At 62.2% G+C, this 23,669-nt stretch carries 22 protein-coding genes; 8 read left to right on the top strand and 14 right to left on the bottom strand.

The features are described from left to right. Positions 1 to 5 precede the first annotated feature (5 nt). Entirely contained in the window at positions 6 to 1,037 is a 1,032-nt protein-coding gene (gene mgrA / locus QM596_RS06825) for an L-glyceraldehyde 3-phosphate reductase (protein WP_070796082.1), read from the top strand. Positions 1,038 to 1,050: 13 nt separating this feature from the next. On the opposite strand, the gene ppk2 is transcribed toward mgrA, so the two are convergent. Next, complete coding sequence (gene ppk2, locus QM596_RS06820; protein WP_020970466.1) at positions 1,051 to 2,016, bottom strand: polyphosphate kinase 2; 966 nt, start codon at positions 2,014 to 2,016, stop codon at positions 1,051 to 1,053. Between the two features lie 211 nt (positions 2,017 to 2,227). On the opposite strand from ppk2, the gene QM596_RS06815 reads away from it, so the two are divergent. Continuing rightward, entirely contained in the window at positions 2,228 to 4,645 is a 2,418-nt protein-coding gene (locus tag QM596_RS06815; protein WP_019744892.1) for a lysylphosphatidylglycerol synthase transmembrane domain-containing protein, read from the top strand. A gap of 9 nt (positions 4,646 to 4,654) precedes the next feature. Here QM596_RS06815 and QM596_RS06810 read toward each other — a convergent pair whose 3' ends face one another. Together QM596_RS06810 and QM596_RS06805 are read right to left on the bottom strand one after the other, a co-directional pair. Then, entirely contained in the window at positions 4,655 to 4,945 is a 291-nt protein-coding gene (locus QM596_RS06810; RefSeq protein ID WP_080909255.1) for a Rossmann-fold NAD(P)-binding domain-containing protein, read from the bottom strand. 21 nt (positions 4,946 to 4,966) lie between these two features. Then, entirely contained in the window at positions 4,967 to 5,110 is a 144-nt protein-coding gene (locus QM596_RS06805; protein ID WP_283308773.1) for a flavin reductase, read from the bottom strand. Between the two features lie 122 nt (positions 5,111 to 5,232). Here QM596_RS06805 and QM596_RS06800 point away from each other — a divergent pair, with 122 nt between their 5' ends. Then, positions 5,233 to 6,444 (top strand): low temperature requirement protein A, encoded by a 1,212-nt coding sequence (locus QM596_RS06800; protein WP_080909115.1) that lies wholly within the window; start codon positions 5,233 to 5,235, stop codon positions 6,442 to 6,444. 10 nt (positions 6,445 to 6,454) lie between these two features. Here the strand turns inward: QM596_RS06800 and QM596_RS06795 are convergent, their stop codons facing one another. The 7 genes from QM596_RS06795 to QM596_RS06765 form a co-directional block, all read right to left on the bottom strand. Then, on the bottom strand, positions 6,455 to 7,693 hold the full coding sequence (locus QM596_RS06795; protein WP_283308426.1) for a helix-turn-helix domain-containing protein: 1,239 nt from the start codon (positions 7,691 to 7,693) through the stop codon (positions 6,455 to 6,457). 105 nt (positions 7,694 to 7,798) lie between these two features. Beyond that, the gene (lpdA, locus tag QM596_RS06790) at positions 7,799 to 9,196 is read right to left on the bottom strand and encodes a dihydrolipoyl dehydrogenase (RefSeq protein WP_349307320.1); all 1,398 of its coding nucleotides are present in this window, start codon (positions 9,194 to 9,196) and stop codon (positions 7,799 to 7,801) included. Between the two features lie 6 nt (positions 9,197 to 9,202). After that, positions 9,203 to 10,720 carry a dihydrolipoamide acetyltransferase family protein gene (locus tag QM596_RS06785; RefSeq protein ID WP_283308424.1) on the bottom strand — a complete coding sequence of 506 codons (1,518 nt, stop codon included), beginning with the start codon at positions 10,718 to 10,720 and terminating at the stop codon, positions 9,203 to 9,205. Positions 10,721 to 10,722: 2 nt separating this feature from the next. Continuing rightward, positions 10,723 to 11,772, bottom strand: a complete 1,050-nt coding sequence (locus QM596_RS06780) for an alpha-ketoacid dehydrogenase subunit beta (RefSeq protein WP_060938164.1) — start codon at positions 11,770 to 11,772, stop codon at positions 10,723 to 10,725. A 10-nt stretch (positions 11,773 to 11,782) separates the two neighbouring features. Continuing rightward, the gene (locus QM596_RS06775; RefSeq protein WP_283308771.1) at positions 11,783 to 12,706 is read right to left on the bottom strand and encodes a thiamine pyrophosphate-dependent dehydrogenase E1 component subunit alpha; all 924 of its coding nucleotides are present in this window, start codon (positions 12,704 to 12,706) and stop codon (positions 11,783 to 11,785) included. 236 nt (positions 12,707 to 12,942) lie between these two features. After that, complete coding sequence (locus QM596_RS06770; protein ID WP_020970474.1) at positions 12,943 to 13,404, bottom strand: RNA polymerase sigma factor SigD; 462 nt, start codon at positions 13,402 to 13,404, stop codon at positions 12,943 to 12,945. Positions 13,405 to 13,467: 63 nt separating this feature from the next. Beyond that, positions 13,468 to 14,034 (bottom strand): hypothetical protein, encoded by a 567-nt coding sequence (locus tag QM596_RS06765; protein ID WP_020970475.1) that lies wholly within the window; start codon positions 14,032 to 14,034, stop codon positions 13,468 to 13,470. A 256-nt stretch (positions 14,035 to 14,290) separates the two neighbouring features. Here QM596_RS06765 and QM596_RS06760 point away from each other — a divergent pair, with 256 nt between their 5' ends. Genes QM596_RS06760 through QM596_RS06745 form a run of 4 tightly spaced genes read left to right on the top strand, consistent with a single transcriptional unit; the run spans position 14,291 to position 17,467 of the window. Then, entirely contained in the window at positions 14,291 to 14,947 is a 657-nt protein-coding gene (locus QM596_RS06760; RefSeq protein ID WP_283308423.1) for a hypothetical protein, read from the top strand. Further along, a complete protein-coding gene (locus QM596_RS06755) occupies positions 14,940 to 15,503 on the top strand; it encodes a hypothetical protein (protein ID WP_020970477.1) in 564 nt (187 codons plus the stop codon). The genes QM596_RS06760 and QM596_RS06755 overlap by 8 nt, the downstream gene beginning before the upstream one ends. Before the next feature lie 12 nt (positions 15,504 to 15,515). After that, positions 15,516 to 16,193 (top strand): response regulator, encoded by a 678-nt coding sequence (locus QM596_RS06750; protein WP_029256009.1) that lies wholly within the window; start codon positions 15,516 to 15,518, stop codon positions 16,191 to 16,193. Continuing rightward, complete coding sequence (locus QM596_RS06745; protein ID WP_019744906.1) at positions 16,190 to 17,467, top strand: sensor histidine kinase; 1,278 nt, start codon at positions 16,190 to 16,192, stop codon at positions 17,465 to 17,467. Before QM596_RS06750 ends, QM596_RS06745 begins: the two co-directional genes overlap by 4 nt. A gap of 64 nt (positions 17,468 to 17,531) precedes the next feature. On the opposite strand, the gene QM596_RS06740 is transcribed toward QM596_RS06745, so the two are convergent. The 3 genes from QM596_RS06740 to QM596_RS06730 form a co-directional block, all read right to left on the bottom strand. Further along, positions 17,532 to 19,247, bottom strand: coding sequence for a glycerol-3-phosphate dehydrogenase/oxidase (locus QM596_RS06740; protein WP_021332223.1), 1,716 nt, complete (start codon positions 19,245 to 19,247; stop codon positions 17,532 to 17,534). A 48-nt stretch (positions 19,248 to 19,295) separates the two neighbouring features. Next, entirely contained in the window at positions 19,296 to 20,804 is a 1,509-nt protein-coding gene (glpK, locus tag QM596_RS06735; protein ID WP_020908780.1) for a glycerol kinase GlpK, read from the bottom strand. A 65-nt stretch (positions 20,805 to 20,869) separates the two neighbouring features. Beyond that, positions 20,870 to 21,700, bottom strand: a complete 831-nt coding sequence (locus QM596_RS06730) for an MIP/aquaporin family protein (RefSeq protein ID WP_283308770.1) — start codon at positions 21,698 to 21,700, stop codon at positions 20,870 to 20,872. Positions 21,701 to 21,939: 239 nt separating this feature from the next. Between QM596_RS06730 and QM596_RS06725 the strand changes: the two genes are divergently transcribed. Further along, positions 21,940 to 22,923 (top strand): sugar-binding transcriptional regulator, encoded by a 984-nt coding sequence (locus QM596_RS06725; RefSeq protein WP_007733475.1) that lies wholly within the window; start codon positions 21,940 to 21,942, stop codon positions 22,921 to 22,923. On the opposite strand, the gene QM596_RS06720 is transcribed toward QM596_RS06725, so the two are convergent. Beyond that, positions 22,858 to 23,661 (bottom strand): TetR/AcrR family transcriptional regulator, encoded by an 804-nt coding sequence (locus tag QM596_RS06720; RefSeq protein ID WP_019744910.1) that lies wholly within the window; start codon positions 23,659 to 23,661, stop codon positions 22,858 to 22,860. The genes QM596_RS06725 and QM596_RS06720 overlap by 66 nt on opposite strands. Positions 23,662 to 23,669 lie beyond the last annotated feature (8 nt).

The raw sequence follows: 23,669 nt of genomic DNA, 5'->3' as shown, positions 1-23,669 counted from the left end.
GCACCATGTCCGATCAGTACGTCGCCGCGCAGGACCGCTACGAAGCCATGCCCTACCGCCGAACCGGTCGGAGCGGTCTCAAACTCCCGGCGATCTCGCTCGGGCTCTGGCACAACTTCGGCGACGACGTACCGATCGAGAACCAGCGCGCAGTCCTGCGGCGGGCATTCGACCTCGGAATCACGCACTTCGATCTGGCCAACAACTACGGGCCGCCGTACGGAAGCGCCGAGACGAACTTCGGCAGGATCCTGCGTGAGGATTTCTCTTCGTACCGCGAGGAATTGGTCATCTCGTCGAAGGCCGGGTGGGACATGTGGCCCGGTCCTTACGGGTTCGGCGGTTCCCGCAAGTACTTGCTGTCATCGCTCGACCAGTCGCTCGGCCGACTCGGAGTCGATTACGTCGACATCTTCTACAGCCATCGCCCCGACGCCGAGACTCCGATCGACGAGACCGCAGGCGCGCTGATCAGTGCCGTTCAGCAGGGCAAGGCGCTGTACGCGGGTATCAGTTCGTATTCGCCGGAGCGCACCCGTGAAATCGCCGCACTGCTCGCCGCTGCGGGGGTCCCTTTGTTGATCCACCAGCCGAGCTATTCGATGCTGAATCGGTGGATCGAGCAGGACCTGCTTTCGGCTGTCGACGATCTCGGAGTGGGCGTCATCGCGTTCTCGCCGCTCGCGCAAGGCATGCTCACCGACCGGTATCTGAACGGCGTCCCCGAGAATTCTCGCGCCGCCCAAGGTAAGTCACTCGATCCGTCGTGGTTGACCGACGACGCTCTCACCCACATCCGCGCGCTCAACGACATCGCGGCAGACCGCGGCCAGTCGCTGGCTCAGCTGGCACTGAGCTGGGCACTCCGCGATTCGCGGGTCACCTCGGTATTGATCGGTGCATCCAGCGTCGCCCAACTCGAAGCCAACGTCGGCGCGCTCGACAATCTCGAATTCAGCGCAGCCGAACTGGCCTCCATAGATCAGCACGCAAAGGACAGCGGCATCAATCTGTGGGCAGAGGCCAGTTCGATCTGAGCGATCATCTGCGCTAGAGCTGAGGCAACTCCACGTTCACGTGCTCGCCCTCTTCGAATACGGCCGAAGCAGGCCCGACGATCAAGGGATCCGGAGTACCGACTGCCCGGTGATCCTTGTTGGGATAGTCGAAGCTGGCGAGCACGTGACGCATCGCTTCGAGGCGGGCGCGCTTCTTGTCGTTGCTCTTGATCACCGTCCAGGGCGCATCCCCGGTATCGGTGTAGAAGAACATCGCTTCCTTGGCCTGCGTGTAGTCGTCCCACTTGTCGAGCGAAGCCAGATCAGTCGGTGAGAGCTTCCACTGACGCACCGGGTCTGTTCGACGGGCTGCGAATCGCGCCAACTGCTCTTCCCGGCTGACCGAGAACCACAGCTTGTGCAGATGGATCCCGGAGTTGACGAGCATCCGCTCGAAGTCCGGGGTCTCTCTCATGAACTCGAGGTACTGAGTCGGCGTGCAGTAACCCATCACTCGTTCGACACCGGCGCGGTTGTACCAGGACCGGTCCATCATCACGATCTCGCCGCCGCTGGGTAGGTGTGCGACATACCGCTGGAAGTACCACTGCGTTCGCTCGATGTCTGTGGGCTTCTCGAGCGCGACGACCCGGGCACCACGAGGATTGAGATGCTCGGTGAACCTCTTGATCGACCCGCCCTTACCGGCAGCATCGCGACCTTCGAAGATAATGAGCACTTTCTGCCCGGTTTCCTTGACCCACAGCTGCAGCTTGAGCAACTCGATCTGCAGACGCCGCTTCTTCCGCTCGTACTCGCGGCGCGACATTTTCTTCTCGTACGGATAGCCCTGCTTCCAGGCATCCGCGAACTCTGAGGGCTCGAGTCCGCCGAGCTTGTGCTTGAGACTCGAGAGCTCGTCGATCTCGGCCGCATAGTCCTCGGTGACGGAAATTCTGGTCGACGGGGTCGGCAGGTCAGGAACCCGACCGTCCACACCGCTGGAGTCGGGGCTCATGAATACGCACTCCCTGTCGTCGAAATGAACGAACGTCCGGAAAGTGAATTTTACGCGCCGAAGCCCTCCGCCGCGGGGCCGAAGCGAATGTTGCTTGGCATCGAGGAGGTAACGACAGGTCCGGCTTCCCAGGCGCCGAACCCCCACGCGGTACCTTGATCGAGGTAACTGAGACGGTCGGTAACCCCCGAGAGAAGAGAGTTCTGGCGAGATGCGAGTAGACGGACGGGAGATCCCGGTAACGGGAAGCCTCCTGCCACCACTGCACCGCCGTACGAGCGACATCATGCGGGTCGCGATCGCTGCCGTGCTGCTCGGCGGCGTCATCGCGGGCTCTCTGATCACCCGAAGTCAGTGGGACGCCCTCGAAACGTCGGTGTCCAACATCGTCGGAGTGCTGTCGCCGAGCCTGTCCGACACTGTGTACCTCCTCTACGGCATCGCAATCCTGGCGCTACCGTTTGCCATTCTGATCGGGCTCATCGTGGGGCGCCGATGGAAGTTGCTGGCCGGATACGCCGCTGCCGGCCTGTGCGCCGGACTCGCGCTGTCGTTCACCGGTACAGGACTCGCCGCACCCAAGTGGCACCTCGACGTCCCCGACCGACTCGACGCCACGTTCCTGTCCCAATTTCTCGACGATCCGCGGTGGATTGCGATGCTCGCGGCGGTGCTCACCGTCTCGGGTCCGTGGCTACCGAAAAAGTGGCGACGAGCCTGGTGGACGCTGCTTCTGCTGTTTGCGCCCATTCACCTGATCGTCAGCTCGATCGTTCCCGCCCGATCGATGCTGGGTCTCGCCGTCGGCTATCTGATCGGCGCGGTGATCGTTCTTGCCGTCGGCACACCTGCCCTCGAAGTGCCGTTGGACTCTGCAGTACGCGTGCTCGCGCGGCGTGGTTACCGCGTCACCGCTTTCCGCGTCGTGAGTCCCTCGGGAATCGGCCCGCTGGTCATGTCCGCCGACATCGACAAGGCTCCGGACGACGAACCGTTCGACGAACTGATTGTCGAGTTGTACGGACAGAACCAGCGAAGCAGCGGAGCAATTCGACAGACGTTCCGCTGGATCTCGTTCCGGAACCGTGAAACTCCTCCCCCTTACGGATCGCTTCGGCGCGCCGTCGAACATCGCGCGCTGATGGGTATCGCGTTCGCCGACATCGGTCTGGCCAGTTCCAAAGCCGTCGCCATCTCGGTGCTCGATCGCGGATGGGAGATGTACGCCCGCCCGAGCCCCCGCGGTATCCCACTTGCCGTCGCCGTCGAAAACCAGGCGGACGAGGAAGAATCCTCCAAACTGATCGACGCGTTGTGGCAAACACTGCACACCATTCACGTACATCAGATGGCGCACGGTGACCTGCGCGCTTCCGAGATTCGCGTCGAGGGCGGAACGATCCTCTTCGGCGGCTACGCGTACTCCGAATTCGGCGCCACCGAAGTTCAGATGCAGTCCGACAACGCCCAACTTCTTTTTGCCACCGCATCACTGTTCGGCGTCGACGCAGCGGTGGACGCCGCGATTCGTGCGCAAGGCGCAGACACGATTCTCGCTGCCTCCGGCCGATTGACCACCTCGGCGTTGCCCAACCGAATTCGGCGGACCGCCGAGGATTCCGCAAAATTGATGACCGAGATCCGAGACGAGGTCGGCGCGAAGAACGGGATCGAAAAGGTCGCTCCCGCACAGGTCACCCGGTTCAGTCGCAATCAACTGATCCAGCTCGTTCTGCTCATCGGATTGGTCTACGTCGCCTATCCGTTCATCAGCCAGGTACCCGCATTCATCACGGAGTTGAAGACAGCCAACTGGTGGTGGGCACTGCTCGGCCTCGGCGTCTCCGCACTGACGTACGTCGGCGCGGCAGCGGCCCTGTGGGCCTGTGCGTCGTCGATGGTCAGTTACCGCAACCTCCTGATCATGCAGGTGGCCAACACCTTTGCCGCGACGACTACTCCGGCCGGAGTCGGCGGGCTCGCCCTGAGTGTGCGGTTCCTGCAGAAGGGCGGGCTTGGTACCGTCCGTGCAACGGCCGCAGTCGCGCTTCAACAGACGGTTCAGGTGGTCACCCACGTCGGCTTGCTGATCTTCTTCTCGATCGTCGCCGGACGCGATACAAACCTCTCGCACTTCATCCCGGGATCCACTGTTCTGTATCTGGCGGGTGGCGTCGCGCTCGGAGTTCTCGGTGCATTCATGTTCATTCCGAAACTTCGTGGGTGGCTGCGCGACGATCTGCGTCCTCAGATCACCGAGGTGTTGGGTGAACTGAGCCAACTCGCACGAAACCCGACCCGATTCCTCATCATCGTGGGCGGCAGCGCTGCAACAACTCTCGGTGCCGCCCTGGCTCTGTGGGCAAGCGTCGAGGCATTCGGCGGCGGAACGACGTTCATCACCGTGACCATCGTGACGATGATCGGTGGAACCCTCGCCTCGGCAGCTCCGACACCGGGTGGCGTCGGAGCCGTCGAGGCCGCCCTCATCGGTGGCCTGTCCGCGTTCGGATTGCCGGCAAGCATCGCTGTGCCGTCGGTTCTGCTCTACCGAGTCCTGACCTGCTGGCTCCCGGTGTTCTGCGGCTGGCCGACCCTGCGATGGCTGCAGAAGAACGACATGGTCTGAGCGTTCCCGCTACTGCCGGCGAACGATGTGGGCCTGCAACGCTTCACCGTCGTCGTCGACCCAGCCCTTGCTTTGGGCGTAGTCGACCATCGCCGCCACTCCGTCGACGTCAGTGGTGCTCTCGCGAACACGGGCTACCGAGATGAATGCACTTCCGCCGCTGACGTATCCGTAATTCCGAAGGCGCAAGAGCTCGTCCAGTTCGGAATCGGCGATGTCGCCGGTCACCTCGACGTGAAAGGCCTTCAGGTTGTCCACATCGCGGACGCTGACGCGGCCGTTGTCCACCAGTACATACATGGCTTTCCTTTCCTGGATCACTCACGACGGTGAGTGCGTACCGAATACACGCCGGTGATAGGTCAGTGGATTCGCCTCGCAGTGCCAGGCGTCGTCCACCGATCCTGTCACGATCTTGTGATCACCACCGTCCACGACGGCGTCCACGGTGCACACGATCCAGATGGGAGCCTGCCCCTCCCTGACGGCATGCGCGTGAGCGCGGACAGCATAAGCACTACTTCAAAAAAACGGACAACTTCGCTGCCTACCAGCACTGTTGATGCCGATAACCGATACTGAGCTTTATGTCGGAACTCGGAAATGAACCAGACTCGAAGCAGAAGGCGGTGCTCGAGCGACACGCGTCATGGATCGAATTGTTCTTCGACCTGGTCGTGGTAGCCGGTATCGGTCAGCTGGCTCACCTGCTCCACGGTTCGCCGTCGTGGTCGGATGTCGCGCTCTACGCCTTGCTCTATCTCGCGTTCTGGACCGCATGGGCGACGTTCACGATGTACGGCAACGTTGCCGGCGACCGCGTCCGAATCCCGAGCATGCTGATCGCCATGTTCGGACTGGCAGTCATGATGGCGGCCGTGGCCGGCATCCACGACAACCATGCGCTGGCCTTCGCTGTCGCCTACGTGGCCGTACGTCTGCTCGCGAGTCGGGTGTGGCACAACGGCCAGATCGTCGTGGACTGGCCGATCGCCCAGATGTCTCTCGGTGTGATCCCGTGGATCGTCTCGTTCTGGTTCGAGGGTGAAACTCGGTTCTGGCTCTGGACTGCCGGTGTGACCATCGATCTGCTGATCATGTTCGTCGTCTCCGGCAGCGCGATCATGGAAGACGCGCAGGAAAAGCTCGACCGCATCATCAAGGTTCGCGGGTTCAAGGACGACCGGATGCCCGAACTCGAAGCCCTGCACTCCGATCGGGCTCATCTTGCCGAGCGGCTGGGCCTGTACGTCATCATCGTATTGGGCGAGGGTGTGATCCTCGTGATCTCTGCGGCCTCGAAGCTCACCTGGGACTCCACGGTCGTCAGCCTCGCAGTCGGATCGTTTGTCCTGCTCTCGGGTATGTGGGCACTCTCGCTTCTCTACGGCCACGCCGGTGTTCCGCACCTGCAGCCCGAGAAGTTTCCCGCTCGCATCGACATGGCACTGCACTGTTTCACCACCGGCGCTATCGCGGTTCTGGTCGCAGGACTCGGAGCGGCAACCGAACACGGCGCGGAACACACACCCGCGAACCTGCGGTGGTTGTTGTGCGGAAGCATCGCAGTCTATTTCGGAATCAGCACCGTGGCGGGGCTGTTTGCGCGATCGGACCGACGGTGGCTGCTCGGCTGGGCGCTCCCCTGCACCGCCATCCCCATCGTCATGGGCATTGTCGGCACGCACATGAGCGCCACGTGGATCATCTGGGTGCTGGTGGCCACCGTGACCTGGCAGAACGGCTACGAGTATGCGCAGGTGCGGCGTTCGCGCCGCTCTGCTGTGCGCCTTTATTAACCCCCCGCGGTTAATAAAGGCGCACAGCAGGGACGATTTTTACCCGCACCGCCGGGTCGAAGCGATAGGGCTGAGCCAGCACGATTCCAGCCAATCGCTTACGCAACCTCGACATCTCGGCCCGGACGGTCACCGACTTACGCGGATCGCCGAACAACTCTGAGGCGAGCTGCGAGGCCGTGAGACCCTCGGGCGCCTGTGTCAGAGCCAGGAGGATCTGCGAATGGCGCGGGCTGAGGTCGATACTCCAACCTCCCAAGTCCGAGGAGTACCGCAGTTCCATCGCATTCGGATCTCGCAGGTCCAATTCGACTTCGGCACAGACATTTCCAGACGCCGGGTTCACCTGAGGACGGATGAGCCAGCCGCCCGGCAGTGGCTCGCACATACACAATCCGAGTGACGGGAGCCAATGCTCGCCGCTGCTCATCGCTTTCGGTAGTGCAATTCGGTAGATCGGCGCCATCGAGTCCACCGCAGCAACCCAGCCACTACGGTCCACAACCATTGTCGGCTGACTCGCGCGAGCCAGCGTCGACGCCGAGATCATCCGAAGCCGATCCAATCCGATTCGATGCTTCTCCCGCAGTGCGGATTCCGCCAGCCTGGCCACACTGTCCACCAAAGCGAGAGTCGACGGGTGGACAGTGCCTGCGGCGCCGGCGACGTTGACGACGGCGAGCGCCCGGCGACTACGCGGATCCCGAACCGTCGCCCCGGAGCAAGTCCACGGATGCTGCGAGCGCGAGTAGTGCTCGGCCGAGAACACCTGCACTGCCGAACCTGATGCCAACGAAGTACCGATCCCGTTGGTACCGACAGCTTCCTCGGTCCACGACGCACCCTCGATCATCCCGAGGCGTTCGGCCCGATCCAGCATTCGACCGGGCCCGTGGCGCCAGAGAATGCGACCCTGTCGGTCCGCCACCACGATCAAATTCGCGTCGTCCGGGCCGACGAGCGGTGCCAGACCGCGTACCGCCTCGTCGAAGATCTCCGTCATTCCGGCCGCACCCCGACTCTCTTCGATCTCCGAGGCACGAGTGGTCTTCGTGATCGAACACCGCTCCGGATCGAGACCGAGGGCGCGCAGACGCGACCACGAATCGGCGATCACGGAGCGCGGGCGCGCGGGCGGTTTGCGCCCGGACATCGTTGCTTCGTACACGGATTCGAGAACACGTGCGTACTGCGCCGGGTCTTCACCACTACCCAGGGCCGGTTCGAGTCGATTCGTTGCGCCGATCACACTCCAGTCCTATGTGATGGGGTCATCGAAAGCGAGCGTTGCACCCGGTTGCAGAGTTGTCCGCGTGCGTGAACGTAGGACGACGTTCACGCACGCGGACTGTGCTCATGCGTTGAGGGGTCTCCCCAGTGCCGAGAGCACAGACTCGTGCATTGCCTCCGAGAGCGTCGGATGAGCAAACACGACCTCGGCGAGATCATCGCCGGTGGCTTCGAGGGATCGGGCGATACCGAAACCCTGGATCTGCTCGGTCACATCCGGACCGACCATGTGCGCGCCGAGCAGTTCCCCGGTATCGGCGTCGAAGATCGTCTTGACGAAGCCTTCGGCCTCGCCGATCGCCAATGCCTTGCCGTTCGCCTGCAGGTCGAAGTGTCCGACCCGCAGCGTGCGACCAGTACCGGTGCACTGCTTCTCCGTCAGACCCAGACTCGCCACCTGCGGGCGGGCATACGTGCATCCCGGAACGTAGTCGCGATCGAGCGGATGAACATCGGGCACGCCTGCCAGCTTTTCGACGCACAGGACAGCTTCGTGACTTGCCTTGTGCGCCAGACATGGAGCGCCCGCCACGTCACCGATTGCGTAGATCCCGAAGGCACTGGTACGGCACCACTGGTCGGTGACGATCGCACCACGCTCGATCTCGACGCCCAGAGCCTCCAACCCCAGATCCTCGACGTTGCCGGTGATCCCGGCAGCCACCAACACCCGGTCCACGGTCACCGCCTGGACACCGTCGCTCGTCTGCACGTTCACTTCGACGGCGTCGGCGCCGACGGTCACCGCCGACACCGAGGCTCCGGTGTGAATCGTGATGCCACGCTTCTCGAACTGCTTGCGAACGAACGCCGAAATCTCTTCGTCCTCGACCGGCATGATGTGTGGTGCCATCTCGACAATGGTCACCTCGGTGCCGAGATCGCGGTACAGGCTGGCGAATTCGACTCCGATCGCGCCGGACCCGATCACGAGCAGCGACTTCGGTAGTTCCTTCGGGACGAGCGCCTCGAAGTAGGTCCACACCCGATCACCGTCGGGGGCAACCCCGGGAATCGAACGCGGCCGGGCGCCGGTTGCAATGATCACGTGGTCGGCTCGATACGTCTGACCTTCCACGGACACGACGCCCTTGTCCACCAACTTCGCGGTGCCTGAGATGACGTCTACGCCGTTCTTCTTCATCAGGTAGGCAACACCGCCGGACAATTTCTCCGAAACCCCTCGGCTGAACGACACCAACTTCGAGATGTCGAACTGGACAGACGCCGAACTGAATCCGTATTTGTCGAGTTCGCTCAAGGTATGCGCGACGTCCGCGCCGTGAAGCATCGCTTTGGTGGGGATACAACCCCAGTTGAGGCAGATGCCGCCGAGGCGATCACGTTCTACCAGCGCAACGTTCAACCCCAACTGGGCGGCCCGGATCGCCGCCACGTAACCACCGGGGCCACCACCGATGACAAGAACGTCGTACTTCTTCGACGTATTGCTTTCCACCACAGCCCCTTACACCAACATCAGCGCGGGAGAAGCGACAAAGCGCTGGAGCTCCCGAAGGAAGGTCGCGCCCAAGGCTCCGTCGATCACCCGGTGATCGCACGAGAGGGTCACGGTCATCACGGTCCGGACGGAAACACTGTCGCCGACCACCACGGCCCGCTTCTCCCCCGCACCTACGGCCAGGATCGCTCCCTGGGGCGGGTTGATGATCGCGTCGAATGCCTTGATCCCGAACATGCCGAGGTTGGACACCGTGAACGTTCCGCCTTGGAATTCTTCGGGACGGAGTTTGCCGGTCTTCGCCTTGGTGGCCAACGAGAGCACCTCACCGGAGATGTCCGCCAACGACTTGGTGTTCGCGCCACGCACGATGGGCGTGATCAGTCCGGTCGGAAGTGCAACTGCCACCGAGACATCCGCCGACGCGAATCGAAGAACCGATTCGTTCGCTGCATCGAATTGGACGTTCACGTCCGGCACCTTCATCAGCGCAGCCGCGCAGGCCTTCACGATGAAGTCGTTGACCGACAGCTTGACCGCCGGGACAGTCGAATTGATCTCCTTGCGCAGAGCTAGGAGCGCATCGAGCTCGAGATCCGCCGTGAGCCGGAAATGGGGAGCCTGCTGCTTGGACGCCTGCAACCTGCCCGCGATTTCCGATCGCATGGGCGTGAACGGAATTGTGTCGTACTCGGGTTCGACGGCAATGGTTCCCGTCTGAGCCGCCACCTCAGGCAGGAGCTGCGCGGAACGAGCGGCGTCGTGCACGTCGGCGACGCAGACGCGTCCCCGCGAGCCTGTCGGACGACAGTCGTGCAGGTTGACGCCCAGCGATCGGGCAGTTCTGCGTGCGACTGGGGTGGCAGGCACGGCACTGTCGTCGGCGGTTGATCGCAGCGGGAGGCCGGATCTCGTGGCCGGCGCTGCTGTCGCAACAGTGCCACCGGCGTCACGAATCGCGTCGTCGATGTCTCGGACACTGATCCGCCCGAGTGGGCCGGTACCCACTACGGCGGCGAGATCGATTCCGAGCGCTTCGGCACGTCGGAGTGCTCGAGGACTCGCAAACACGTCGCTCTGCGTCGTGCCCTGCAGAACACTCGGTACGACGGTGGAACCGGTTGGTGCAGGTTTCGCTGCAACAACCACCTTCGCAGCGGGTGTAGCCGTAGGTGTCGCGGGAGCCTCCGGTTCGGCAGCTGGTGACGGTGCCGGCTCTTCCGCCGGCGCGGTTGCGCCGCGAGCGGCGAGGAACTGCTCGATCTCCGCATCCGTCGTGGACGCATCGGCGGACACACCGATCACGGCACCGACGGGCAGAGTCTGCCCCGGTATGCCGACGATCTTGCGGAGAACACCGTCGAACGGCGCCTCCAGTTCGTTGGTGATCTTGCTGGTCTCGATCTCACAGATCAACTGGCCCTTGGTGAACGAGTCACCTTCCTCGATGAGCCACGCGTTGACCAACCCCTCCTCCATGGAGAGCCCCCATTTGGGGATGTCGATAGCTTTGATGTCAGCCATGATCAGGCTCTCACCAGCTTGCGAACCGACTCTTCGATGCGCGCAACGTCAGGCAGCCAGGCAGTTTCGAGGGTCGGTGAGAACGGAACCGGAGTATGTGGCGGCGTGATCAGTTCGATCGGCGCTTTCAGGTAGTTGAATCCCTTGGTGGCGATCAGCGCGGCCACGTCGTGCCCGAAACCGCAGCGGGCGGCGGATTCGTCGACGATCACGACGCGCCCGGTCGATGCGACGGATTCGAGGATGCCGTCCTCGTCCAATGGTGAGACGGTACGAGGATCGACGACCTCGACCGAAATACCCTCGGCGGCCAGCTTGTCCGCTACGTCGTTGGCACGGTTCACCATTGCGGACAAAGCGATGATCGTGACGTCGTCGCCCTGCCTGGTGTAGTTGGCGACGCCGAACGGAATCGCGTACGGCTCGTCCGGCACCTCGCCCTTGAGGTCGTAGAGCACCTTGTGCTCGCAGAACACAACAGGATCGTCGTCCCGGATGGCCTGGATGAGAAGGCCTTTGGCGTCGTAGGCGTTGGACGGCGCGACCACTTTCAGGCCAGGCACCGCGGCAAACACGTTGTACGGAGACTGAGAGTGCTGCGCAGCGGCGGAGAAGCCGGCGCCGATCATGCCTCGCACCACCAGCGGAGTTCTGGCTTTGCCACCGAACATGTAGCGGAACTTGGCAGCCTGGTTGTAGAGCGCGTCGTAGGAGACTCCGAAGAAGTCCATGAACATCAGCTCGGCGACCGGCCTCAGCCCGGTCAGTGCGGCTCCGGCAGCCATTCCGATGATCGCGGATTCGGTGATCGGGGTATCGATTACACGCTCCGATCCGAACTCCGTCCACAATCCCTTGGTGACACCCAGGACACCGCCGAATGCCTCGATCTTCTTCGTCTCCAGATCGGGATTGGTACCGGCATGCCCACCGCGTACGTCCTCACCGATCAGGACGACGCTCGGATCTCGTTGCATTTCTTGAGCGATGGCCTCTTTGACGGCCTCGCGGTAGGTCTTCTTCGACACGTTCTCGGCTTCCACGCTTGTCATCTCGGGCTCCTCAGTACGACACGTAGACATCGGTCAGCAGATTTTCGACTGGTGGGTACGCTGCGGCGCGCGCCTTCGCCACCGCCTCGTCCACCAGCACTCGCGACTGCTCGTCCACCGCGTCCAGATCAGCGGTGCTGACCTTCTTCGCATCCACACTGCTACGGAAATTCTTGAGCGGATCCTCGGTTTCCCGCAGTTGCGCAACCTGTTCCGCCGTGCGATACAGCTGCGCGTCACCCTCGAAGTGGCCGTGCCAACGGAATGCGGCCGCCTCGATCGTGGTGGGGCCACCGCCGGTCCTGGCTCGCTCGGATGCTTCCGCCATTGCGTCGTAGACCGCGAAGAAGTCGGTGCCGTCCACCTTGACGGCAGGCATTCCGAAGGATGCAGCGCGGGCGGCGATGTCGGGTGCGCCCACCGCGTAGTCGGTTCCTGTTGCTTCACCGAATCCGTTGTTCTCGATCACGAAGACGATCGGAAGATCCAGCACCACAGCCATGTTCATCGCCTCGAAGACGGTTCCCTGGTTGGATCCACCGTCTCCCGTGAACGACGCTGCGATGACGCCGTTTCGAAGTGTCTTGCCACTCAGTGCAGCGCCGATCGCCAACGACGGTGCTCCGCCGACAATCGCATTGGCACCCAGCATTCCCACGGACAGGTCGGCGATGTGCATCGACCCACCCTTACCGCGGCACAAGCCGTCGTCCTTGCCGAAGATCTCGGCCATCATGCCGTTCAGATCGCAGCCCTTGGCGATGCAGTGCCCGTGACCGCGGTGAGTGGATCCGATGTAGTCGGCGTCGCTCAGGTTCTCGCACACTCCCACCGCGATGGCTTCCTGGCCCGAGTAGAGGTGAATGAAGCCGGGGATGTCACCGGTTGCATTCTCTTCGTGCAATCGATCCTCGAACGCGCGGATGCGCGACATCTTCTCGTACGCCTTCAGCAATGCATCCCGGTCCAGCCCTGAATGAGGCTTGGCCCCGGTCTTTTTCGATCCTGACGTTGCCGGCTTCTGCGCCGTCCGTTGAACCACCGTCACACTCCTCGTTCTCGATCACTCGTCGCCATGCAGTGTCGTGTAGGTCACGGGCGAAGAGAAAGAGTTGCGTGAGGTTGCCGGGAGTTGCGAAGGGTTGCAGCTGTTGACTTTCGAGCGTTGACTCAGGCGCCGCTGAGGCTGCCGCGTCTGATCTTGGACAGCGCGCGGTGTTGTACGAGTTCGACGGCGCTCGTTGTTGTTCTCAGTGACAGCGCCGTCTCGCGCACGTCGAAACCGACAACGATGCGAGCTACCAAGACATTGCGTTCGACGGCCGACAGATCGCCGAACGGCAGAGTGAGTCGACTGGATGCGGGTAGCGAATCGATTTCGCGACTGATCGCGTCGTACAGATGCGCGAGGAACGCTTCTCCGGCGCGTCGTCGTCGCTGGATATCGGCCAGGACGGAACCGCAAATGCCGACGGCAATACGGTCAGCGTCGACCGGTCGCAATTCGGCACGACAGCGCCGCGTCACCAGAGGCACGATGCGTTGAAGGAGTTCCGCAATCGCGTCACGATCCCCTCGGGACGCATCGTCGGCAACACCGTCGATCGAACGTCCACCTGCCCTGCTTGTCATTCCGATCTCCCCCTGGTTCCACCCTTGGTCGAATTCCCGACTACTGCTCAGGTTTCGAGCTCGCTAGGGGCGTATCGGCTCGGGGCAGATCCCGGTTTGTTCCCCGATGATGTTGATCTCGGCGTTGGAACGAGGGTCAGCGCCGTAGTTGATCTGGTCAGTGCACTTCTCGGGGGGTTCGACGGCACCGGATGGGAGCGGGGCCGGGCATGAACCCATCTGCTCTCCGATGCTGTTGATCTCTGCATTCGAACGAGGATCGCCCGCATAGTTGATCTGATCGGTGCACTTGGTCGACCCGGTAGCCGGACCAGGGGCCGCAGGGGCAACTGTGCTGGCCGAGACCGGCGTCCAGGCCGGTGCTGCTCCACCCGCCGGGACTCCCGGGGTGGATTCGTCCGCGCTGCCGGCCGAATTCGAATTTTCGACTGTCTCCGACGTAGGTGCCACCGTGGTCAGCGGGGGTGTGGTCGCGGACGCCGCGACCACTGACGTAGCCGTCGAACCGTTTTCAGGTGCAGTGGTGTCTTCACTCGAACACGCGGTCATGGCGCACGCGCTTCCGATCGTCAGTACGGCAAGGAACACTCGCAGGCGCCGAGACTTGTTGGTCAGCAAAACATCAGGCATGTGCTCTCACGCTCCTCGATACAGAAATTCGGGTCCGTTCACCTCAAATGGCGAACATCGACGTGACTCACTCTAAAAGCCTGATTCCATCGGTTTCGTAACAGAATTCCGGCGGTCGCGTACCAACTCTCAACGGTCCCGACATTCATACGATTACGTAACGGTGGGTGGCGAAACGCCGATATCGAGATCACGTGTGATCCTATGAAAAGTGCGCATGCCGATGAGACAGTTCGCACCGGCCGGGGAGGGGAAAGTGTTGTATCGGAATGAGATCTGCGAGGGCCGAACAGGCCGCACTCGCAGGCTGTTCGGTACGGCACTCGCGACAGCGGCCGTCGGAGCGTCCGTGATCACCGGATGCGGGTCCACTCAGGGTGTTGTGATCGAAGGCGATGTCGCTTCCACCGGATTGTCCGTCACACAGCCCGCCGACCTGGCCAGACGGGTTGCCGAGAATTCGAGGTTGGGCCGTGCGCTTCTCGACGACCCAAGGGTGTCGGAGGGCGTGAAGACAGAACTCCGATCGTGCCCGGACTGGTATCCGATCTCTGTCGGATCCATCCTTCTCGATCCAGGCGCACCTCGTATCGTGCCGGAGACCGAACTGGTCGTCATGAATGTGTATCCGTGCCAACCTGCCCACCAACCCGGGACCGGAGTATCGATTTCGGTCAACCTCGCCGGCTACGTCTACCGCAGCGGCAAGGCCGGTTCGAGTGAAGACAATCCCGAACTGGGTGAGCGCCTGTTCTCCGTCGAAGAGCGCGGAAAATTCATCGTCAGCGGTCAGCGCGCCGCGAGTTTGTCTGTCCTGGAAACGGATCCGCGACCACCGGAGTTCGAATGTTGCCCGCGTCCGCCGCTGCGAACCGAGTTCCACTGGGATGGAACGGAGTTCATCCGTGATTGATCGCCGTCGCCGCGCGATGCTCGCCGGTCTTTGCCTGCCGGTCGCGTTTGCTCTCGCCTCCTGTTCCACCGAGCCTGAATCAGAACCCACTCCGAATATCGCAGCATCACTCGACCCCTCGGATCTCTCACAGGGCTTGAGCATCGATCCTGTTGCCCTCCTCAGAGCAGACCCGGAAGTGTCCGATGCGGTCAAGGACAGTCTCCGACTGTGCGGGGATGCGAACTTCCCCTTCGAAATCCGGTACTCCCACGTGACGGACGCCGTTTGGCAAGATGCCGTCGTCAATGTCTTCACCTGCGAGTCTGTCGGCATCTGGGGACGACCGGCCCCACCGGTCAGCTTCATGGTCGCCGGATTCGTCTACCAGATCGACGAATCGGGCGCTCACAAAGTCTTCGGAGTGCAAGACCCAGGACGCTACGTCGTCGGCTCAACCGGAGGATTGTCGGTCATGGTCGACCTGTGCAAAGACCCCGGCATTCCGGAGTTCTGTCAATCGTCGACTGCATACAAGTGGACCGGTGAAGGGTTTGAGAGTGTTCCGTTCCCATGAAAGCGAAGGCCGATGACCGATCCGTTGATTTTGCTGGTCGAAGACGACGCTGTCATCCGCGAAGCAACGCAATTGAATCTCGAACGCAACGGGTTTCGGGTGATCACCGCGTCGGGTGGGTTGACCGGAATGGATTTGGCGGTCGACGCCAAGCCGGATATCGCCGTCCTCGACGTGATGCTTCCCGACCTGAACGGAATCAGCCTGTGCCGACGCATTCGTGAGGAACTGTCGGTGCCGGTCATCATGCTGTCCGCGCGCGACGACCCGGTCGACATCGTTCTCGGATTGGAAGCCGGTGCCGACGACTACGTCACCAAGCCCTTCGACAGCGGTGTCCTCGTGGCCCGTATCCGAAGTGTGCTCCGGCGGGTCGAATCCCATTCCGGTACGGAGAAAGACATCGTGACTCTCGGCGATCTGGAGATCGATCGCGAGTTGGTGACCGTCACGCGTTCGGGCGCCGAAGTGGCACTCACCCCCACTGAAATGAAGCTGCTCCTGGTCATGGTGAGTGTGCCGCGCAAAGTCTGGTCTCGCTCCGAACTGCTCTCGGACGTCTGGGATTACGACTGGGGCGGCGATACGCGCATCGTCGACGTTCACGTTCAGCGATTGCGCACGAAGATCGGCTCCGAACAGATCCGAACCGTCCGGGGGTTCGGCTACACGATGGACAACCATCGGTGAGATCGCGGGATCTCGCCGCCAAGCTCCCGTCCACCGGGAGGCGGTTGTCGTTTCAGTGGAAGATCGCTGCAGCGATCACGTTCGTGATTGCCGTCGCCTCGATCACGCTCAGTACCGTGATGCATCAAACCTTTTCACACAACCAAGAGGATGCAGCGCGGGCGGCAGCTGATCGCAATCTCCAACTGGTGTTGCAGGACGAAACGGGCAGCATGCGTGCGCTGTTCCGCGCCACCACAGATGGTCTCGACGTTCCGGAAGAGTTGCGTCAGGCCGTGGCGGGCGGCAAACGTGCCACCTACCTTGTCAACAGCGGGGACCAGCCATTTGTCTGGGCTGCTGCCGACGTCAACACTCAGGTGGTGGCGATTCGCGTCCCGTACACCGCGCAGCGGGAATCGATCGCCAGCGTCGATCGGACACTTCGCAACGCCACCATCGCAGTGATCGCAGCGGGTGCCGTCCTGGGTGTGCTGCTTGGACTCGCGATGTCGTATCGATTGCGCTCGGCCGCCCGTGCGGCTCGCAAAGTGTCCACCGGAGCGAACATCCGCGTCCGCTCGGTCACCTGGTCGCTTTTCGACGACGAGATCACCGAGCTGGCGGATGCGGTCGACGCAATGTCGGATGCGCTGCGGGGACAATTGGACGCCGAGAAGCGCGTGACAGCCAACATCGCGCATGATCTCAGAACACCCATCTCCGGACTGGTCGGCGCCGCAGAGCTTCTGCCGCCAGGTAGGCCTACCGAATTGGTGCGCGACGGCGTCCATAAACTCAGGAGGCTTGCCGAGGACGTCATCGAAGTGGCCCGCCTCGACACCACGTCCGAGCAGGCTGACATCCAATCGGTGGAACTGGCACCGGTGGTTCACCACGCGATTTCCACCACCGGGGTGGAGTGCGAAGTGAGAGTTCACGGGACCCCTGTGTCGCACACCGACGCACGTCGGCTCGAGCGGATCATCGCCAACCTGATCTTGAATGCTCGAAATCACGGAAAGCCGCCGATCAATGTCGACGTCGACCACTCCCGCATCACGGTGCGGGATCGGGGCAGCGGGTTCACTGAAGAGTGGCTTCGTCAGGGGCCGAAGAGATTTCAGACCGATTGCGTCGAACGCGGCCCGAACTCGGGCCTGGGCCTCGGCTTGACGATCGTAGTCGGGCAAGCGGCGGTCATCGGCGCTCGTATCAACTTCTCGAACCATCCGAACGGCGGCGCTGTGGTGACGATCGACCTCCCCGAATGCCCGCCAGACGAGTTCGCTTGACACCGAGCCAGTTCGGCCGATCGGCCGGGACGCAGTGCCCCGGCCGATCAGTGGTGTCTCAGGTTCAAACCTGTCCGACAGTGACTCCGGTGCGAACGTCCGGTGCACCAAGGCGCGCCGCATCAGCGGTCAGGTCATCGGGCTGCTCCTGCGATTCCCGCTCGGCTGCAACACGCAACCGGTAGTGTTCGATCTCCTCGGCAATGTGCTCGGGAGTCCAACCCAGCACCGGCGCAACCAGTTCGGCTACTTCCGCGGCTGCCGCGTCGCCGCGGTCGGTCACCTCGATGGAGATGCGGGTACGACGGGTGAGGATGTCGTCGAGATGCTGCGCACCCTCGTGACTCGCGGCGTAGTGAATCTCCGCCTTGAGGTACTCAGTGGCGGAGTCCAACGGCTGCCCCAGTTCAGGCCTCGCCTCGATGAGTTCGAACAACTCGTCAGCCAAAGTGCCGTACCGCCCGAGTAGGTGCTCGATGGTCGAAACGTGGAGCCCGGTGCGCTCAGCGGTGAGATGCCGATTGTTGTGTGCGGCAAAATAGCCATCGGCACCCACCAGCTGGATACGCTCGGTGCAGGACTTCGGCACCTTCTGTTCGAGTCCGTGTACCGCGGAATCGACTGCGTCCTTGGCCATCACGCGGTAGGTCGTGTACTTGCCACCGGCGACCACCGTCAACCCTCGAACCGGACTCGACACCGCGTGCTCACGCGAGAGAGTGCTGGTCGAGTCCGATTCGCCGAACAACAACGGACGCAGTCCCGCGTACACACCGACAACGTCCTCGTGCGTCAACTCGTCCTGGAGCAGCTTGTTGACATGTCCGAGGATGTAGTCGATATCGCTTCGGCTCGCTGCCGGATGCGCGAGGTCGAGGTTCCAGTCGGTGTCCGTCGTACCGATGATCCAGTGGCTTCCCCACGGGATCACGAACAGCAGACTCTTCTCGGTCCGCGTGATGATTCCGGTAGAGGAGTTGATGCGGTTTCGCGGGACGACCAGGTGCACACCTTTCGAAGCGCGAACCTGGAATTGCCCTCGCCCACCGACCATTTCCTGGATCTCGTCGGTCCAGACCCCGGCGGCGTTGATGACCTGACGAGCACGGATCTCGAACGCGCGACCCGTTTCCAGATCCACTGCCTTCACTCCGACAACGCGGTCCTCCTCACGGAGAAAACCGATTACGCGGGTGCTGTTCACGCACAGTGCGCCGTATTCGGCTGCTGTGCGCGCCAGCATCATCGTGTGGCGGGCGTCATCTACCTGGCCCTCGTAGAACTTGACCGAACCCCTGATAGCAGAGCGCTTTCCGGAAGGGAACGACTCGAGAGTCTTCTTCTTTCCCACATGCTTGTGGTGTGAGGGAACCCCGCGGCCTGCGCCCATCACGTCGTAGACGCCGATGCCCAGACCGACGTACGGCCGGTCGATCAACTTCTCGAGCGGGTAGATGAACGGCACCGGCTTCGCGAGATGCGGGCACAGCGAGTTCAGAACCAGCGACCGCTCACGCAGTGCCTCGAACACGAGCGCAAAATTGAACTGCTCCAGGTAACGCAGTCCGCCGTGGAACAACTTGCTGGACCTGCTCGAGGTTCCGGACGCGAAGTCACGAGCCTCCACCAAGCCCACCTTCAGACCACGAGTTGCGGCATCGAGCGCGCTACCCGCGCCGACCACGCCACCGCCGATGACCAGGACGTCGAGTTCGGTTTCTTCCAACTTCTTCAGCGACTCCGCCCGCGAGGACGGACTCAATGCTTGTGCTGTGCTCATGAAAAGGGTTCCTTCACTTGAAAATAGGTAGAAATTCGGGCGCCGCTATCAGTCTGCGTCGACCCAGTCGAGTGTCCGAGTGACGGCTTTCTGCCAGCCTGCGTACAGCCGCTCACGCTCGGCCGAATCCATCGACGGCGTCCAGCTCTTGTCCTTCGCCCAGTTGCTGCGAATGTCGTCCTCGCTCTCCCAGTACCCGACCGCGAGACCAGCGGCGTACGCAGCGCCCAATGCCGTGGTCTCCGCAACGACAGGGCGGATCACCTCGACGTCGAGCAGATCGGCCTGGAATTGCATGAGGAGTTCGTTCGCGACCATTCCGCCGTCGACCTTGAGTACCTTCAAGTCGACGCCCGAGTCGAGGTTCATCGCCTCGATCACCTCACGGCTTTGGTACGCAGTCGCTTCGAGTACCGCCCGGGCAAGGTGCCCCTTGTTCACGAACCGGGTCAGACCGACGATGGCACCGCGGGCATCCGCGCGCCAGTGCGGTGCGAACAGACCCGAGAACGCAGGCACGAAGTACGCGCCACCGTTGTCGTCCACAGAGCGCGCATTGACCTCGATGTCGGCCGCGTTGTCGATCATGCCGAGGTTGTCCCGAAGCCACTGGACCAGCGAACCGGTCACGGCGATCGATCCTTCCAGCGCGTAAACCGTTGGCTGCTCACCGATCTTGTAGCAGACCGTAGTCAACAAACCGTTCTTGCTCATCACCTTTTCGGTGCCGGTGTTGAGGAGCACGAAGTTGCCGGTTCCGTAGGTGTTCTTCGCTTCTCCGGGTGAGAGGCAGGCCTGACCGAAAGTCGCTGCTTGCTGATCACCGAGGATTCCGGCGATCGGCACGCCGGACAACGTTCCGCGTTCGCGCACGAATCCGAAAGTTTCGGACGAGCTGCGAATCTCGGGGAGCATCGATTCGGGGATGCCCATGTCGGCGCAGATCGCCGAATCCCAAGCGAGAGTGTCGAGATCCATCAACAGGGTGCGCGACGCATTGGTGGGGTCGGTTGCGTGCACTCCGCCGTCGACGCCGCCGGTCATGTTCCACAGCACCCAGGTGTCCATCGTGCCGAAGCACAACTCTCCTGCTTCGGCCTTCTCACGCGCCCCCTCGACGTTGTCGAGAATCCACTTGACCTTGGGACCCGAGAAGTACGTGGCCAAAGGCAATCCGGTGACTTCGGTGTACTTCTTCGGCCCGTCCTCGCCGGCGAGTGCAGTACAGATTCGATCGGTGCGTGTGTCCTGCCAGACGATTGCGTTGTAGACGGGTTTTCCGGTGGCGCGTTCCCACACCACCGCTGTCTCACGCTGATTGGTGATGCCGACGGACGCGATATCGGCCGCGGTCAGGTCTGCGTTTGCCAAAGCGCCCGCGGTGACGTTGCGGACGTTGTCCCAAATTTCGATCGGATCGTGTTCGACCCAGCCTGCCTGCGGAAAGATCTGTGTGTGCTCGTGCTGTTCGACAGCGACTACGTGCCCACTGTGATCGAAGATCATGCAACGTGTGGAGGTGGTTCCCTGGTCTATCGCGGCTACGAACTGCGTCATCGTGCTACCCCTTTGGTATCGAAAGAAAGTACGAGAGATTGACTGTCAGAGATAATGTTTCGCGGTCACGCCGGTATCGACGCCGGCTCTTCGGTCGCTTCCTCCGCCGACTCGTCGTCAGGCAGGAATCTTCCAACCAGCTTGTCGTAGAGGAACACTCCGATCGGAGCGCCGATCAGGGGTCCCACGATGGGCACCCAGAAATACAAGCTCCCGTACTGATCTCGCCAGGCGCTGCCGTAGCCGGTGATGAAGGACGCCAGTCGTGGCCCGAAGTCGCGCGCCGGGTTGATGGCGTACCCCGCGTTGGTCGCCCAGGCGAATCCGATTCCCACCACGATCAATCCGACGACAAACGGCGCGAGATTCGCGAGCGGCGGAGTTCCACGAGAATCGGTGACTGCAACGATGAGGAACAACAGGATGGCGGTGCCGATGATCTGATCGATCAGAGCCGAGCCGAGACTGACCGGAAGCGTTCCGTTTCCGGGCATCGTCGAGAAGATCGTCTGGGTGGCGGTTGTGTGTCCGGGATCGATCGCATTGAGCATGTCGTTGTAATTCCACCGGACTATCAACGCGGCGACAAAGGCTCCAGCGGTCTGCGCCAGGGTGTGCGGCAGCACCTTGCGCCAGGAGAATCCCCGGAAGATCGCGAAGGCGAAGGTCACTGCGGGGTTCAGATGAGCACCCGTCACCCGGCCTGCGACATAGATGCCGAACATGACGCCGAGTCCCCAGGCCCACGCAATACTGTCGTGTCCGCCGAGACCCCCACCGCTCCCGCCGGACACAACCTGCGCCACAACTCCGACGCCGAACAAGATCAAGATCATCGTTCCGGCGAACTCGGCTGCCAACTCGCCTGGAAGCCCCAATCGCTTGGCTTTCTCCATCCCCACCCTCACTTCGTTGTGATGCATGTCATAGTTTGGATTGCTGCACCCGTAGCGTAAAGCCGATTGCACATTCACGCATAGCTCGTGCACATATGTGCAAATGCGTCATTTGCGCACCGTAACGCGGGTAACAGACACACTTCTGGGACTTTGCGTGATCGAGCGGCTCAACCTGGTTCTACTCGGATAAGATTCGGTTCAGTGCTCTTGCACGTACGTGCAGACAGGACGAACCCATGGAAACTCCCACTTCCGACTCCGCTACCTCCGATCCGGCGGACCCTCGCATCGCCGACGCCGTTCAGGCCGCACGCCTCTATTACTTCCAGGACCAGACCATGGCTGCCATCGGCCGCGACATGGGGGTGTCCCGATCCACCGTCTCCCGATTGATCACCTACGCGCGCACCTCAGGCCTCGTCGAGATCAAGATCAGCACCCCGCACGGCCAGGCCCCTCGCATCGAACGCGAGTTCTCGGAACGGTACGGAGTGCGTGCCCACGTGGTGACGGTGCCGGAACTGGTGGGCGATCTCGAGCGACTAGAGAAGGTCGCAACCTTTGCCGGACGCCTGCTCGCGTCGTTCTTCGACAGCGACATGGTGATGGGGATCGCCTGGGGAACCACTCTCAGTGAAGTCAGCAAGCACCTTGCCCCCAAACGCACGTACAACTCGTACGTCGTGCAACTCAACGGCGCCGCGAATACTCGCACCACCGGAATCTCGTACGCCAGCGACATCATCAGAACCATCGCCGACGCCTACGGCGCTCTCCCCCAAGGATTTCCGGTCCCCGCATTCTTCGACTACCCGGAGACCCGGGAGCAGTTGTGGCGCGAACGAAGTATCAAACGCGTACTGGACATGCAAAAGCGAATGGACCTGGCAGTCTTCAGCATCGGCGTACCGGGCGGCAACGTCCCGAGTCACGTCTACACCGCCGGATACCTCGAACCCGATGAAGCAGAAGCACTTCGACGCGACGGAGTAGTCGGCGACATCGCAACCGTGTTCTTCCGGTCAGACGGGAGCTACCGCGGAATCGAACTCAACGAGCGCGCGAGCGGCCCACGACTGGACCTTTTCGAGAAGGTCGCCAGGCGCGTGTGCATCGTCGCCGGAACAGCAAAACTGCCCGCGCTGGAGGGCGCACTACGGGGCGGGCTGATCACCGACCTGATCATCGACGACGTCAGTGCCACCGCGCTGGTGTCCTGACCGCTGCACCAGCTTCTCGATTCCGTCGAGCAGTAAGCCAAGCGAGAAACTGAAATCGAAGGCATCGTCGCCGGCGGCCTCACCCTCCGGGCTGCCGTCCTCGAAGCCGCCCTCCTCGATTGCGGCACTCAGGTGGGGGAATTCCTCCCGATTGATGACACGAGCAATGAGAGCACCGTATGCGACGTCGTCATCTTCCGACTGCGCTGAACGAGTAGCCAGGTCAGCCGAGAATCGGGCGCGGCCGATGACGAACAACGACACGTTGGTCACCACCTGGAACTTCGACGCGGCACTCAGAGCGACACCGTCGAGGGCGCTCAGACCCGCGTCGAGCCACGCCATGTTGTTGGGCCCGGTCGGTGGAGCCGTGATGGGCAGCTTGAGCCACCACGGTCGACTCAGCATCGTGGCATACTCCTGATTCGCCCACGCCTCGAGCTTGACGCGCCAGGTCACGCCGTCGGGAATCACCGGCGGTGGCCCGATCACCCGATCCGAAATCAGTTCGATCAGTTCGTCTTTGCTTGCCACGTAGCGGTAGAGCGACATGGTCGTGAACCCGAGCGCTTTGGCCACGCGGCCCATCGACAGAGCCGTGACACCTTCCGCGTCGGCCAACTCGATCGCGGTGTCGAGAATTTGCTCGAGACTGAGTCCCTTCTTGGGACCCCGCGTTCCCGGCTGGTCCAGTCCCCAGGCCAGTTCAACTGCTCTCGGTAGCGCTCCGCGATCCATAAGCTCCC

Source organism: Rhodococcus sp. IEGM 1406 (assembly GCF_030056745.1).
GTDB lineage: Bacteria > Actinomycetota > Actinomycetes > Mycobacteriales > Mycobacteriaceae > Rhodococcus_F > Rhodococcus_F erythropolis.
The sequence above is the reverse complement of the archived record's forward strand: the minus strand, read 5'-3'. Positions and strand labels throughout refer to the sequence as shown.